We start from the raw sequence: 13,476 nt of genomic DNA, 5'->3' as shown, positions 1-13,476 counted from the left end.
TTACTTCCTCAATTGTTTGGCGTTGGCAAACAGCGCTGCCATGGCACCGCTGGCAGCAGGCTTGCTTTCGTTACGGGGTGCATTACGGTCACGCGATGGGTTGTTGCCAGGCTTGCCGCTGCGGGGTTGCCCGCCACGTTGGCCTTCGACCTTTTCACCGGGCGTATCGCTCATGCGCATGGACAGACCCACCCGGTTACGGGGAATGTCCACTTCCATGACCTTGACCTTCACGATATCGCCTGCCTTGACCACTTCGTAGGGATCTTTGACAAACTTCTCGGACAAGGCGCTGATGTGTACCAAGCCGTCCTGGTGTACACCGATATCGACGAACGCACCAAAGTTGGTCACGTTGGTCACAACACCTTCGAGAATCATACCGGGCTTGAGATCCTTGAGGGATTCAACGCCTTCCTGGAATTCTGCTGTCTTGAACTCGGGGCGCGGGTCTCGCCCCGGCTTGTCCAGCTCGCTCAGGATATCCGTCACGGTTGGCAGGCCAAAGGTTTCATCGGTAAATTTCTTCGGGTCCAGGCGCTTCAGGAAGCTGGAGTCTCCGATCAGGGAGCGAATATCACGGCCGGTATCGGCAGCGATGCGCTCGACGACAGGGTAGGCTTCCGGGTGAACGCCAGAGGCATCCAGTGGATTGTTGCCGCTCATGACCCGCAGGAAGCCTGCAGCCTGCTCGAAGGTCTTGTCTCCCAGGCGGCTCACTTTCTTCAGCTCGTGGCGGGACTTGAAAGCACCATTCAGGTCGCGATAAGCCACAATATTCTGCGCCAGCGTTGCGTTCAGGCCGGAGATACGGGCCAGCAGCGCTACAGAGGCCGTGTTTACGTCCACCCCTACGGCGTTTACGCAGTCCTCTACCACGGCATCCAGGCTACGAGCCAGCTTGAGTTGTGAGACGTCATGCTGGTACTGGCCCACGCCAATGGACTTGGGCTCGATCTTGACCAGCTCAGCCAGCGGATCCTGCAAGCGGCGAGCGATAGATACAGCGCCACGCAAAGAAACATCCAAATCCGGAAATTCCTTGGCGGCGAGCTCGGACGCCGAGTAAACCGAGGCGCCGGCTTCGCTGACCATGATCTTGGTCATCTTGAGGCCCGGGTATTTCTTGATCAGTTCTCCCGCCAGTTTATCGGTCTCGCGGCTAGCCGTGCCGTTGCCAATGGCAATCAGGTCGACGCCATGCTTGGCACACAGCTTCGCCAGCGTATCGATGGTCTGGTCCCACTGATTTTTCGGGGCGTGCGGATACACGGTATCGGTGGCCAGCAGCTTGCCGGTTGAGTCGACCACGGCGACTTTCACGCCCGTCCGCAGTCCTGGGTCCAGACCCAGCGTGGCACGTGGGCCAGCAGGTGCTGCCAGCAACAGATCATGCAGGTTGCGTGCGAATACGCTGATGGCATCATCTTCAGCCTTTTCACGCAGCTCGCCCAGCAGATCGGTTTCCAGCGAGGTGTACAGCTTGACCTTCCAGGTCCAGCGTACGACTTCCGCCAGCCATTTGTCTGCTGCGTGATTCTGATTCTTCACCTCGAAATGCTCGGCAATCATTACCTCGCAAGGGTGCATGGTCCCAGGTGCTTCATCGCCTACCTTGAGCGAGGCACTCAGGATGCCTTCGTTACGGCCGCGGAAGATCGCAAGGGCTCGGTGGGACGGTACATTCCTGAAAAGCTCGTCATGTTCGAAATAGTCACTGAACTTGGCGCCTTCCTGCTCCTTCCCGGTCACCAGACGAGCTGAAAGTGTCGCCTCCTGCTTCAGGAATGCGCGCAGCTTTTCCAGAAGGTCGGCATCTTCGGCAAAACGCTCCATCAGAATATATTTGGCACCCTCCAGGGCCACCTTCACGTCGGCGACGCCTTTGTCCGCATCTACATAGACGGCGGCTTCGGTCTCGGGAGAAAGCGTTGGGTCATTGAGCAAGGCATCAGCCAGTGGGCCAAGGCCGGCTTCCAGGGCAATCTGGCCCTTGGTACGACGCTTCTGCTTATAGGGCAGATAAAGGTCTTCAAGACGGGTCTTGGTATCGGCCTGCTTGATCTCGCGGGCTAGCTCCGGCGTGAGTTTACCTTGCTCGTCGATGCTGGCCAGGATCGCCGTGCGACGCTCCTCCAGCTCGCGCAGGTAGCGCAGACGCTCTTCCAGATGACGCAGGTGCGTATCGTCAAGGCTGCCGGTGACTTCTTTTCTATAACGGGCGATGAAAGGAACCGTCGATCCCTCATCAAGCAGCGCCACGGCTGCGGCGACCTGTTGTGGGCGGACGCCGAGCTCTTCGGCGATGCGGGAGTTGATACTGTCCATGAAACCACCTGAAAACCAGAGAAGCGGGCCTGACCGGCAGGCTTGAAGCGCTGCATTATACCCGTCGGGTATCAACGCGCTGCGGCAATTTGCCAAGGATAAGTGTGTGCTTTCAACTTCTTATGCAGGCTAATCCCCCATTCTCAGGAAAAATCTGCTAACAATGGACTGTCCCTCTGCGGACGAGGCCTGCGCCATAATCCACTTCCCTATTTGAAGGAGTTGACATGAGCACCACCCCCGTTACGGAAGGTGAAAAGATTCTGGTCGTAGATGACGATGCTCGTCTGCGTCGCCTGCTCGAGCGTTTTCTGGCCGAGCAGGGCTACCGTGTGCGTACCGTGGAAAGCACCGAGCAGATGGACCGCCTGATGTCCCGTGAGCTTTTCCATCTGGTCGTGCTGGATCTGATGATGCCGGGCGAAGACGGTATGTCGGCCTGCGCCCGTCTGCGTGAGCAGAACAACCAGATCCCGATCATCATGCTGACGGCTAAGGGCGATGAGGGCAGTCGCATCCAGGGGCTTGAGCAGGGCGCCGATGACTATCTGGCCAAGCCTTTCAACCCTCGCGAACTTCTGGCTCGTATCAAGGCGGTTCTTCGTCGTCAGGCCCCTCAAGTGCCAGGCGCACCGGGCAGCGAAGATGCCGTCGTAACCTTTGGTGATTATGAGCTTTCGCTGGCGACCCGCGAACTCAAACGCGGTGATGAAGTGCATATGCTGACCACTGGTGAATTTGCCGTGCTCAAGGCGCTGGTCCAGCATGCGCGCGAGCCGCTGACCCGCGACAAGTTGATGAACCTGGCACGTGGCCGTGAGTGGGATGCACTAGAGCGGTCGATTGATGTACAGATTTCCCGTCTGCGCCGCATGATCGAGCCTGATCCCTCCAAGCCTCGCTATATCCAGACGGTCTGGGGTGTTGGCTACGTATTCGTGCCGGACGGCAACAAGTAACAGTCCGGCACGCAAGGACGCCTTCAGGCGAACAAGCCGTTGTGAACACCTACCAACAGGAAGATGCCCAGCAGCGCTCGATAGACAATGAAGATCCAGGTCGAAAAGCGTTCCAGAAAGCGCATCAGACCCCAGATGGCTGCAAACGCCGAAAGGCTTGCCACCAGGATGCCTACCAGCAGAAGCGACCAGGCTTCTGCCGGGATGGACGCATGCCAGAGCACGACCAGTTCTTTCAAGCCAGCCAGGGCAATCGCGGGCAGGCCCAGCAGGAAAGAAAAGCGGGCTGCTTCTTCACGCTTTAAGTTGAGGAACATGGCGGCAGTCAATGTCGAGCCGGAGCGGGATACTCCTGGAATCAACGCGCCAATCTGTGCAACTCCAACAATCAGGGCGTCACGCAGGCGCATTTCACTCATGTCGCGCTTGTGCTTGCAGGTCAGCTCGGCAATGGCCAGCAACGCCGCCATGCCCAGACAGGCATAGCCAATGACATTCAAGCCCCGTAAAGGCGAGTCGCAGGCATTGAGCACAGGGGAAAGCGCAAGCCCGACCACACAAATAGGGATTGTCGCCAGAATGATTGCCATGGCGAGGACAAAGGCGCGACTGTTGTAGTCCTTATGACGAATTGCATTGACGCTGCCAGTGGTAACGGAGCTGACGTCACGCCAGAAATAACTGATGACGGCTGCCAGAGCTGCCATCTGCATTGCAGCGGAAAAGGCGGAACCAGGATCTTGCCAGCCTAGCAAGGCTGGAACGACACGCATGTGAGCAGTAGAGGAAATTGGCAGGAGCTCGGTGATACCCTGCACAACACCTAGGAAAACAACCTGGGCGTAACTAAGGGAAGCAAAGCCAATGTCCAAGCCGGTATGGCACATATCGGACACGAAATATCTCCAGTGTGGGAGGTCTTTGAAAAGAGTCGGGCAAATGTATCAAAATGTTTCTTAGCGAAACGAGGCTGTGAGGCATTTAAAAAGCCGTTTTGTTCAGTCACTCAACAAAATCGATGCCTTTTCTATGAAGCAGGTCTTTATAGGGTGGCAATATGCTCGGAGCGTCAATGACGTGTGGTTACTATGAAAACGCCTGCCTGGTTCCCTCAAAGCTTCTTCGCACGCTCGCTCTGGCTGGTTCTGATTGCCGTACTGTTTTCCAAGGCGCTGACGCTGGTTTACCTGCTGCTCAACGAAGATGTATTGGTTGATCGCCAATACAGTCATGGCGCTGCACTGACGTTGCGGGCCTACTGGGCCGCTGATCCGGATGACCGTCCCGCTGTCGCCCAGGCATCCGGGCTGCACTATGAATCGCCGGAAACGGTGCCAGCGGGTGAGTATCATTGGCCTTACAGTGAAATTTTCGACCGCCAGATGCAGCAGGAGCTGGGGCCGGATACTCAAGTCAGGGTTCGTGTACAGCAGGGGCCTGCACTTTGGGTGCTGGCGCCATCGCTGGGGCCTGATTGGATCAAGATACCGCTGTACGCTCACCCCCTGCGAGGCCAGCGAATCTGGAGTGTGCTGGGTTGGTTCTTCGGGATTGGCCTGTTTTCTACCGCCGTGGCCTGGGTGTTTGTCGGCCAGCTGAACCGACCACTCAAACGGCTCGTCTATGCCGCCCGCGAGCTGGGTAAAGGGCATAGCGTACGCCTGCCGGAAAGTGATGCGCCAAGCGAGATCATGGAGGTCTATCATGCCTTCAATCAGATGGCTCACGATGTCGAGCAGGCTGGACGCGAGCGTGAGCTGATGTTGGCCGGCGTGTCCCACGACCTGCGCACGCCGCTTACCCGTCTACGCCTCTCAGTCGAATTGCTGCCTGAAATGGACGAAATGACGGAGGACATGGTCCGCGATATCGAGGATATGAACCTGATTCTCGATCAGTTCCTAGCATTTATACGTGATGGACGCGACGAGCCTCTAGAAGAAACGAACCTGAATGACCTGATTCAGGAAACCGTGGCGCCTTACAACCAGAATGAGGAGCGGGTCCGTCTCTCCCAGACCGATGTGCCGCCCGTGGCCTTGCGGCGTGTGTCGATCAAACGGATGCTGACCAACCTCTTGGAAAATGCGTTCAAGCATGGAGGCGGCGCCGTGGAGGTCAGGGCTCACGTAGGTGGAGACTCGACAGCGCCCTATGTTGTGCTGAGCGTTCTGGACCAAGGGCCGGGCATTGATCCCAGTGAGATAGAGGAAATTTTCAATCCCTTCATTCGCGGCAACCGGGCGCGTACCGGCTCTGGTACCGGGCTGGGGCTGGCCATCGTCAGGCGTATTGCCGCTCAGCATGGTGGCAGCGTAGAGCTGCGTAATCGTGAAGGTGGCGGAGTCGAGGCACGCGTCCTGCTGCCACTAGGTCTGCTGCTGCCTCGTACCGCCAGCTGATCTGACGCTACCAGTGGAGTCCGTCATGATCGAGGCGGGCTTCCTGACCATATGGCCAGGCCTGGTTATCCGGGCCGTGTCCACTAGGCAGACCCGAGAACAACGGAACACCATGGGGCTCTAGCCATTCAGCGATAATCTCTTCAAGGCTGTGTACCACACCCTTGCGCGGGCAATCTGTAAAGGTGCCCAGGCATACGGCGCCAAGCCTGGCGATATCGATACTGTTCAATAGCTGCCACAGACTACGCTCGATACGATAGTACGGCTCACCTACATCCTCCAGGATCAGAATGGCGCCGTCAGGCGCATACAGTCCATAGCCGGTGCCCTCGGTACTGGCCAGTGCCGTCAGGTTACCGCCAATCAGCGGTCCTTGTATGGACTTGAGTGAGTGATTGACCGGTTGGGCTGGCAGATGCCCTCCGGCCGTTCTCAGCAGCCGATCGAGGCTACGAAACGAGTTCTCATGACGCAGCTGTTCTTCACCGTCATATCGTTTGGCCAATGACGTAGCCACTTGACCATGTACTGCAGGCAGACTTTGCCGATGAAAGGCACTGAGCATGATCGAGATATCAGAGAAACCAATCAGCGGTTTAGGGCCAGCCCGCCTGATGCGCTCCCAATCCAGATGCGGTAAAAGCTGAGCACACCCATAACCGCCCCGCAAGCACCAGACAGCACTAACCTCTGAATTCTCAAAAGCCGCATAAACATCGGTCAGACGCTGATCCACTGTACCCGCAAGATAACGATGACGGGCCTGTACGTGCTCACCTGCAACATACGGAACCTCCATCTCACGCAACCGAGCGTAGGTGGTTTCCAGCGCATCGTTGGCAATTGCTGCCGCTGGTGCAATTAGCGCTACCTTGCCCCCAAAACTGGAGGCATCAAGAAGAGACGTGCGGCCTGTCATTCCTTAGCCCTTGCCTTTGGTGCGTGTCAGGTTGGGGCCACTGTTCTTTTCTAGATACTGGATGATCATGCCCGCAATGTCCTGGTTGGTCGTTTGCTCGATGCCTTCCAGGCCCGGTGAAGAGTTTACCTCCATGACCAGCGGACCATGATTGGAGCGAAGAATATCGACACCGGCCACATTCAGCCCCAGCACCTTGGCGGCTCTAATGGCGGCCATACGCTCTTCAGGCGTAATTTTCACCAAGCTTGCCGTGCCGCCGCGATGCAGGTTGGAGCGAAACTCACCGGGCTTGGCCTGGCGCTTCATGGCGGCAATCACCTTGTCACCCACCACGAAGCAGCGAATATCCGCACCGCCTGCCTCGCGGATATACTCCTGCACCATGATGTTCTGCTTGAGCCCCATGAAGGCTTCCAGTACCGACTCGGCAGCCTTTTCGGTTTCACACAGCACCACGCCGATTCCCTGAGTACCCTCCAGCAGCTTGATGACCAGCGGAGCACCGCCAACCATGCGGATAAGGTCCGGTACATCATCTGGAGAGTGCGCAAATCCTGTCACCGGCAGGCCAACACCCTTGCGTGACATCAACTGCAGGGAGCGCAGCTTGTCTCGGGCTCGGCTGATGGCGACGGACTCATTGAGCGGAAAGACGCCCATCATTTCAAACTGCCGCAGCACTGCGCAGCCATAAAACGTTACCGATGCCCCAATTCGCGGAATCACGGCATCGAAGTCTTCGAGCGGCTTGCCTCTATAGTGAATCTGCGGTTTGTGGCTTGCGATATTCATATACGCGCGCAACGTATCGATCACGACCATCTGATGACCACGTTGCTCTCCGGCTTCCACCAGGCGACGAGTGGAATACAGGCGAGGATTACGCGACAGCACAGCGATTTTCATGCAGCACCCGGAGCGGGAGAGAGGGATAGGATGGGTTTGTCTTGCGCATAGCTGACGGCCGGATTCACGATCAGGCCACCCTCGACCAAGGCTTTCGAGCCTAGAAGCATGCGGTAACGCATGCTCTTGCGGCAGGCCAGGGTAAATTCCACTGGCCAGGATCGATTACCCAGGGCGAGATTGGTTCGAATCACATAGCGGTTCTGAGCATGGCCATTGGAGCTTCGTATGGTCTTTTTGGCTACCAACGGCGCTTCGCAATGCCGGTGCCGGGACTGCACCAGTGTGCCCAGATGGACCGTAAAACGCACCCAGCGTTCACCGTTACGCTCAAAAGGAACAACTTCCGTTGCATGCAGGGCTGAAGTGCTCGCACCTGTGTCGATCTTGGCCCTCAGGCCGATTACGCCCAGGTCCGGCAGGGCGACCCATTCACGTAGGCCGATAATGGCCAGCTCGTCGAGTGTGTCCAAGCGTAATCCTTGAAGTCGGGATCAGTGTCCCCATATCTGCTTATCGATGGAGGCCAGCGCATTGAACGCAGGCTTGGCAAACCAGTAACCCTGCATCAACGTGATACCAATGTCACGCAGGCAATCACGCTCGGCAGCGGTTTCAATACCTTCGGCAATGATCTGGATGTTCAACTCCGTACACATGGAGACGACGGCTCGAACAATGGCCTGCCGGACTCGATCATGATCGATATTGCGAATCAAGGCCATATCCAGCTTGATCAGATCCGGTTGAAAAGCGGCTAGCAGGTTCAAGCCTGAATGTCCGGCACCAAAGTCGTCAATCGCCGTCATGAAGCCGAACTGCCGATATTCTTTCAGGATATGCGTTAGATGCTGGCTATCACCAATATGCTCGCTTTCAACTGTTTCAAAAATAAGATTGCTCAACGGAAAGTCATGCCGTTTGGCCGCCTCCAGTGTGCTGCGAATGCACAGCTCCGGTCGATAGACGGCATTTGGAAGAAAGTTGATGGAAAGTTTTTCCTTCATTCCAAGCTTTGCTGCGCCTGAAATCGCCTTGGTGCGGCATAACTGATCGAAACGATAGCGGTTATGCGCATCCACCCGCTCAAGCACTGAAAGCGCACCCTGGCCTTCCGGGCCACGGACCAGCGCCTCGTGAGCAAAGATACTGCGAGTGGTTACGTCAACAATAGGCTGATAGGCAAAGGCGAAATCGAACCCAAGGGGTTCACTCTGGTGGCAGCCTTGGCAGCGCATAGGGTTGGTTAATTCTTCAGGAAAGAAGGTCTTCATGATCGTACCGTTAGAATGCCCGTAACCAGCCCTGGTCTAATGGCAAAAATTGATAAGTATTCGGAGCGTTTTCGTTAATGACGTCTATTCAAGATATAGATGAAAAAGTCCGCCTGGATAAGTGGCTGTGGGCTGCACGGTTCTTCAAGACACGAGCACTAGCCAAGGCTGCTATAGAAGGAGGCAAGGTTCAATGTCGGGGTGAGCGGTGTAAGCCCAGCAAAGAGCCCAAGGTCGGTGATGAGCTGACGATTCGTCAGGGGTTCGATGAGAAGACCGTCATAGTCCTCTCCCTGTCTCAACAGCGTCGCGGAGCACCCGAGGCCCAGTTACTGTATCGGGAGACAGAGGAAAGTCTTGAGCGTCGCGAGCGGGCTACGGCCATGCGCAAGGCAGGAGCGCTTGGGTTGGCAACGGATGGAAGGCCAACCAAGAAGCAGCGCCGTCAGATTCATCGATTCCGGGGCGACGCTGATTCTCGGGCCAATGACTAGATGAGCAGTCAGTAGTGCTTGACCAGGCTCATCTGCCGGATAACAGGAATATGAGCTGCTACACGAAACAGCGGCGCAGTTAAACGAAGGAACATGCGGCTACCGGCATTGGCCAGCGGCGTATAAAACCCCCAGGCCATTGCCAGTAGTGCAACGGCAATACCGCCCATATAGTCATCCGAAGCCCAGTGAGCACCGGCGACCAGGCGCGGCATCATGAAAAGCATTACCAGTAGCCAAGTGACGATAAGTTGTAATGGGTTGCGCGTAAAAGCCGTTAGAAAGAGGCCCCAGAGCAGAAGAACCGAAGCATGATCCCCCGGAAAGCTGGTGCCGGAGCGATCTTTGAGCTCCCAGGCCTTTTCCCAGGACTGGAAGTAATCGCTCATGTGAATGGCATACGTCAGCATGTCGGATGGACTGGCATGCTGCAGGCCGGCGGCTTCGATAGCCTTGGTGAACAGGTTGCGGATCAGCAGCAAGGCTAGCAGTACCGTAAGCAAGCCGAAGAAGGCGCTACGGACCTGCTCTGGTTTGAACACCCAATTCCCACGTATCGTAAGTGTGAGAAGAATGATGCCCACAACGATGTCGAATGGCCTCAGGCTGGCAACGGCCCAGACGTGTAGCCAGACCGTATTGCTTTCCAGCGGTGCGTTCAGCGCGCGGAAGAGATGCGCATCCAGATCCAGAAGAGTGGTGCGTACGGAAGGGATAAGCCAGAGAATAATCAACAGCAGCGCCACGAGGTGGCTGATTAGAAATGCTCGCCATTGCCACTTGGCTTGGAAGAGTGTGGCATTGTCCATAGAATGGAATGAATCCATATGAATAAACAGAAAGCGTGACCGCACGGGAGTGTTGTCACGCTTTTGTCATTTTCCCTGTTTAAGCGTACTTTTGTCATGACCCCATTCGATTACACACAGCGTTTCCTGTTTGAAAACACCGACGTTCGCGGCGAACTTGCATTGCTTGAAAGAAGCTATGTAGAGGTGCTTGCCAAACACCCCTATCCGGAACCCGTCGCGCAGCTGTTGGGTGAAATGCTTGCAGCCGCTGCCTTGCTGTGCGGCACGCTCAAGTTCGACGGTCTGCTGGTATTGCAGGCACGCTCCAGCGGTGCGATTCCTCTATTGATGGTGGAGTGCTCGAGCGCCCGAGAGGTGCGCGGTATCGCCCGCTACAATGCCGACGACATCGCTCCTGATGCCACGCTGAAAGATCTGATGCCCGAAGGTATTCTTGCCATAACGGTCGATCCGACCAACGGTCAGCGTTACCAAGGGATCGTTCCTCTCGAAGGCCAGACGCTCGCTGAATGCCTTTCAGGCTACTTCGCCACGTCCGAGCAGCTGCCTACTCGCTTCTGGCTCAATGCCGATGGACGGCGCGCTCGTGGGCTCCTGCTCCAACAGCTGCCAGCGGACAAACACAAGGACAAAGAGTCGCGCGACGCCAGCTGGGAGCACCTTACAACCCTTGGCAATACGCTGACTGCAGAAGAACTGTTGGGGTTACCCAACGAAACGGTACTTCATCGCCTCTATCATGAAGAAACTGTCAGAGTCTTTGATCCTCAAATCGTCGAATTCCATTGTGGCTGTTCTAGGGAACGTTCTGCCAATGCGCTTGTCTCTGTGGGCCAGGAAGATGTCGAACTGCTATTGCAGGAGCAGGGTGGTCAGATAGAAATCGACTGCCAATTCTGCAATCAGCGATACCTGTTCGACGCTGCCGATGTCGCGCAGATTTTTGCAGGCGGTGGAAGCCAAACACCGCAAGAAACCCGTCACTAAGCATTGCATTCAGGAATAGGCTTTCTGGCATAATCGCGCGACTTCGTTTTTTATGTAGCCAAACTCGGGTTAAGCTACAAAACGCAAAAGGACCGGCCGAGGGCCGACGGGGAACTACATGACGCAAGCCAACGTTTATACCGATATTAGCGCCGCGCAGCTGGTAGAAGAGGCGCTTCGGCGCGGCGAGGGTGAGTTAGCCGCCAATGGCTCTCTTGTAGTCAAGACTGGACATCGCACCGGCCGCTCGCCAGCCGACCGCTTCATTGTTGAAGAGTCGTCTACCCGTGATGCCATCGATTGGGGTTCTATCAACCGTCCTTTTCCAGCGGAAAAGTTCGATGCGCTATGGGATCGCGTTTCAACCTATGTAGGTGAGCGGGATCACTTCGTTTCGCATGTGCATGTAGGCTCCGATCCAGAGCACTACCTTGCAGTCAAGATGACTACGGAAACCGCCTGGCACAACCTGTTTGGCCGTTGCCTGTTCATCAACCCGGAAAGTTACAACCCTCAGTCCCGCCAGGAATGGGAAATCCTTAACGCCCCTTGGTTTGTCTGCGAACCGGAGCGTGATGGAACCAATTCCGATGGCACCGTCATCATTAACTTTGCTGCTCGCAAGGTATTAATCGCGGGCATGCGTTATGCCGGTGAAATGAAGAAGGCCATGTTCTCGGTGCAAAATTTCCTGCTGCCTGAGCATGATGTACTTCCTATGCACTGTGCGGCCAACATGGGCGAAGAGGGCGACGTTACGCTGTTCTTTGGCCTGTCGGGAACAGGTAAGACGACGCTATCTGCCGATGAAAGCCGTTACCTGATCGGTGACGATGAGCATGGCTGGGGTGTCGGCACCGTCTTTAATATAGAAGGCGGCTGCTACGCTAAGTGTATCGACCTGTCCGAAAAGAATGAGCCCGTCATCTGGAAAGCCATTCAGTTCGGCGCTGTGCTGGAAAACGTGGTGCTTGATCCACAGTCTCGCCTGCCAGATTACTCGGACGATAGTCTGACCCAGAACAGCCGGGCGGCATATCCTCGTGAGTTGATCGAAAAGCGTGCGGAACTGAACCGCGGTGGCGAGCCTAATGCAGTAATCTTTCTCACCTGCGATCTGACGGGTGTGCTGCCTCCTGTATCTATCCTTAATAACGAGCAGGCGGCTTATCATTTCCTTTCGGGTTACACTGCGCTGGTGGGTTCTACTGAAATGGGATCGGGGGCTGGCATCAAATCCACTTTCTCTACCTGTTTCGGTGCGCCCTTCTTCCCGCGTCCGGCGGCCGAGTACGCTGAGCTTCTCATCAAACGTATCAATGGGTTCGGCTCCAAAGTTTACCTGGTGAACACCGGGTGGACCGGGGGCGGTTACGGTGTAGGCAGGCGCTTCAATATTCCGACGACACGAGCGGTGATTGCCGCTATTCAAAGTGGCGCGCTGGTCGATGTTGAGACCGAGCATTTGCCCATTATCAACCTTGATGTTCCCAAGGTCGTAGCTGGTGTCGATACTGCATTGCTCAACCCGCGTAACACTTGGGAAGATAAAAATGCCTATGATGAATCGGCCAAGGCGCTGGCAGGTAAGTTCATCGAGAACTTCAAAAAGTTCAGTGGTGTCTCCGAAGCGATCAAGGCAGCTGGTCCACAGTTATAATCGTTAGGCTGAAAACAAAGGGTCGCTTAAGCGACCCTTTGTTTTTTAAGAAAAAAATTCAAGAAAACCGCATTTAATGATTGCATGTGAAAAATTAAATGCATAAAATGCGCCCGCCTTGAACATGTAAGTCCACTGGTTGGCGGTCAAGGCAACGTAAGTTGAGGAAAAGTAAGAAAATCCTTGACACGACGGCAGCAGGCAAATAGAATGCTGCCTCCTTTGGAGGGATTCCCGAGCGGCCAAAGGGATCAGACTGTAAATCTGACGTCTACGACTTCGAAGGTTCGAATCCTTCTCCCTCCACCAAATTGCAAGAGCTACAGGCTCTGCGGGTATAGTTTAGTGGTAGAACCTCAGCCTTCCAAGCTGATGATGCGGGTTCGATTCCCGCTACCCGCTCCAGTTTGTTGTAGTTTGCTCATGTAGCTCAGTTGGTAGAGCACACCCTTGGTAAGGGTGAGGTCAGCGGTTCAAATCCGCTCATGAGCTCCATTATTAAGGGCAGATATGAGAATATCTGCCTTTATTTTATGGCGGCGTTACTTGCTCAATTCTTGATGGGAGAGAGTGTCGATGGCTAAAGAAAAATTTGAACGCAACAAACCGCACGTCAACGTCGGCACCATCGGCCACGTCGACCATGGTAAGACAACGCTGACTGCAGCACTGACCAAGGTTTGCTCTGAAACTTGGGGTGGTTCTGCTCGTAACTTCGACCAGATCGAT

At 55.6% G+C, this 13,476-nt stretch carries 13 protein-coding genes and 3 tRNA genes; 9 read left to right on the top strand and 7 right to left on the bottom strand.

Annotated elements, in window-relative coordinates:
• Window positions 1-2,328: a Tex family protein gene (locus tag B3729_RS03715; RefSeq protein WP_286787091.1), complete on the bottom strand. Its 2,328-nt coding sequence runs from the start codon at window positions 2,326-2,328 to the stop codon at window positions 1-3.
• 227 nt (window positions 2,329-2,555) lie between these two features.
• Between B3729_RS03715 and ompR the strand changes: the two genes are divergently transcribed.
• Window positions 2,556-3,287, top strand: a complete 732-nt coding sequence (gene ompR, locus B3729_RS03710) for a two-component system response regulator OmpR (RefSeq protein ID WP_010796726.1) — start codon at window positions 2,556-2,558, stop codon at window positions 3,285-3,287.
• 23 nt (window positions 3,288-3,310) lie between these two features.
• On the opposite strand, the gene B3729_RS03705 is transcribed toward ompR, so the two are convergent.
• On the bottom strand, window positions 3,311-4,174 hold the full coding sequence (locus tag B3729_RS03705) for an undecaprenyl-diphosphate phosphatase (protein ID WP_409438603.1): 864 nt from the start codon (window positions 4,172-4,174) through the stop codon (window positions 3,311-3,313).
• A gap of 201 nt (window positions 4,175-4,375) precedes the next feature.
• Here B3729_RS03705 and B3729_RS03700 point away from each other — a divergent pair, with 201 nt between their 5' ends.
• Window positions 4,376-5,689, top strand: coding sequence for an ATP-binding protein (locus tag B3729_RS03700; protein ID WP_074821627.1), 1,314 nt, complete (start codon window positions 4,376-4,378; stop codon window positions 5,687-5,689).
• A gap of 7 nt (window positions 5,690-5,696) precedes the next feature.
• Here B3729_RS03700 and B3729_RS03695 read toward each other — a convergent pair whose 3' ends face one another.
• From B3729_RS03695 to B3729_RS03680, 4 genes are read right to left on the bottom strand one after another with little or no spacing between them, the layout of a single operon-like run.
• Window positions 5,697-6,611: a S66 peptidase family protein gene (locus B3729_RS03695; RefSeq protein ID WP_286787089.1), complete on the bottom strand. Its 915-nt coding sequence runs from the start codon at window positions 6,609-6,611 to the stop codon at window positions 5,697-5,699.
• Between the two features lie 3 nt (window positions 6,612-6,614).
• Window positions 6,615-7,520, bottom strand: a complete 906-nt coding sequence (gene rimK / locus B3729_RS03690) for a 30S ribosomal protein S6--L-glutamate ligase (protein ID WP_010796730.1) — start codon at window positions 7,518-7,520, stop codon at window positions 6,615-6,617.
• Window positions 7,517-7,966: an ATP-dependent zinc protease gene (locus B3729_RS03685; protein ID WP_256205724.1), complete on the bottom strand. Its 450-nt coding sequence runs from the start codon at window positions 7,964-7,966 to the stop codon at window positions 7,517-7,519. The genes rimK and B3729_RS03685 overlap by 4 nt, the downstream gene beginning before the upstream one ends.
• Window positions 7,967-8,014: 48 nt before the next feature.
• A complete protein-coding gene (locus B3729_RS03680; RefSeq protein ID WP_150348178.1) occupies window positions 8,015-8,794 on the bottom strand; it encodes an EAL domain-containing protein in 780 nt (259 codons plus the stop codon).
• 77 nt (window positions 8,795-8,871) lie between these two features.
• On the opposite strand from B3729_RS03680, the gene B3729_RS03675 reads away from it, so the two are divergent.
• Entirely contained in the window at window positions 8,872-9,288 is a 417-nt protein-coding gene (locus tag B3729_RS03675; protein WP_010796733.1) for an RNA-binding S4 domain-containing protein, read from the top strand.
• Window positions 9,289-9,296: 8 nt separating this feature from the next.
• On the opposite strand, the gene B3729_RS03670 is transcribed toward B3729_RS03675, so the two are convergent.
• Complete coding sequence (locus tag B3729_RS03670; RefSeq protein WP_286787088.1) at window positions 9,297-10,097, bottom strand: phosphatase PAP2 family protein; 801 nt, start codon at window positions 10,095-10,097, stop codon at window positions 9,297-9,299.
• 96 nt (window positions 10,098-10,193) lie between these two features.
• Between B3729_RS03670 and hslO the strand changes: the two genes are divergently transcribed.
• The 6 genes from hslO to B3729_RS03640 form a co-directional block, all read left to right on the top strand.
• Window positions 10,194-11,087 (top strand): Hsp33 family molecular chaperone HslO, encoded by an 894-nt coding sequence (gene hslO, locus B3729_RS03665; RefSeq protein ID WP_286787087.1) that lies wholly within the window; start codon window positions 10,194-10,196, stop codon window positions 11,085-11,087.
• Between the two features lie 118 nt (window positions 11,088-11,205).
• Window positions 11,206-12,747 (top strand): phosphoenolpyruvate carboxykinase, encoded by a 1,542-nt coding sequence (locus B3729_RS03660; RefSeq protein ID WP_286787086.1) that lies wholly within the window; start codon window positions 11,206-11,208, stop codon window positions 12,745-12,747.
• Window positions 12,748-12,971: 224 nt separating this feature from the next.
• Window positions 12,972-13,056 (top strand) — tRNA-Tyr (locus B3729_RS03655).
• Window positions 13,057-13,078: 22 nt separating this feature from the next.
• Window positions 13,079-13,152 (top strand) — tRNA-Gly (locus tag B3729_RS03650).
• 14 nt (window positions 13,153-13,166) lie between these two features.
• Window positions 13,167-13,242 (top strand) — tRNA-Thr (locus B3729_RS03645).
• Between the two features lie 81 nt (window positions 13,243-13,323).
• On the top strand, window positions 13,324-13,476 hold a 153-nt coding region (locus B3729_RS03640; RefSeq protein ID WP_286787351.1), incomplete at its 3' end, for a GTP-binding protein.

Source organism: Pseudomonas sp. UBA3149, from assembly GCF_002364655.1.
In the GTDB taxonomy this organism is placed as follows: domain Bacteria; phylum Pseudomonadota; class Gammaproteobacteria; order Pseudomonadales; family Pseudomonadaceae; genus Chryseomonas; species Chryseomonas luteola.
Note: the sequence above shows the minus strand (reverse complement) of the source record. Positions and strands in the feature narration are given on the sequence as shown.

Coding starts and splice junctions, on each gene's coding strand:
- B3729_RS03715 (WP_286787091.1), bottom strand. CDS start 2,328: ATGGACAGTATCAACTCCCGCATCGCCGAAGAGCTCGGCGTCCGCCCA.
- ompR (WP_010796726.1), top strand. CDS start 2,556: ATGAGCACCACCCCCGTTACGGAAGGTGAAAAGATTCTGGTCGTAGAT.
- B3729_RS03705 (WP_409438603.1), bottom strand. CDS start 4,174: ATGTGCCATACCGGCTTGGACATTGGCTTTGCTTCCCTTAGTTACGCC.
- B3729_RS03700 (WP_074821627.1), top strand. CDS start 4,376: ATGAAAACGCCTGCCTGGTTCCCTCAAAGCTTCTTCGCACGCTCGCTC.
- B3729_RS03695 (WP_286787089.1), bottom strand. CDS start 6,611: ATGACAGGCCGCACGTCTCTTCTTGATGCCTCCAGTTTTGGGGGCAAG.
- rimK (WP_010796730.1), bottom strand. CDS start 7,520: ATGAAAATCGCTGTGCTGTCGCGTAATCCTCGCCTGTATTCCACTCGT.
- B3729_RS03680 (WP_150348178.1), bottom strand. CDS start 8,794: ATGAAGACCTTCTTTCCTGAAGAATTAACCAACCCTATGCGCTGCCAA.
- B3729_RS03675 (WP_010796733.1), top strand. CDS start 8,872: ATGACGTCTATTCAAGATATAGATGAAAAAGTCCGCCTGGATAAGTGG.
- B3729_RS03670 (WP_286787088.1), bottom strand. CDS start 10,097: ATGGACAATGCCACACTCTTCCAAGCCAAGTGGCAATGGCGAGCATTT.
- hslO (WP_286787087.1), top strand. CDS start 10,194: ATGACCCCATTCGATTACACACAGCGTTTCCTGTTTGAAAACACCGAC.
- B3729_RS03660 (WP_286787086.1), top strand. CDS start 11,206: ATGACGCAAGCCAACGTTTATACCGATATTAGCGCCGCGCAGCTGGTA.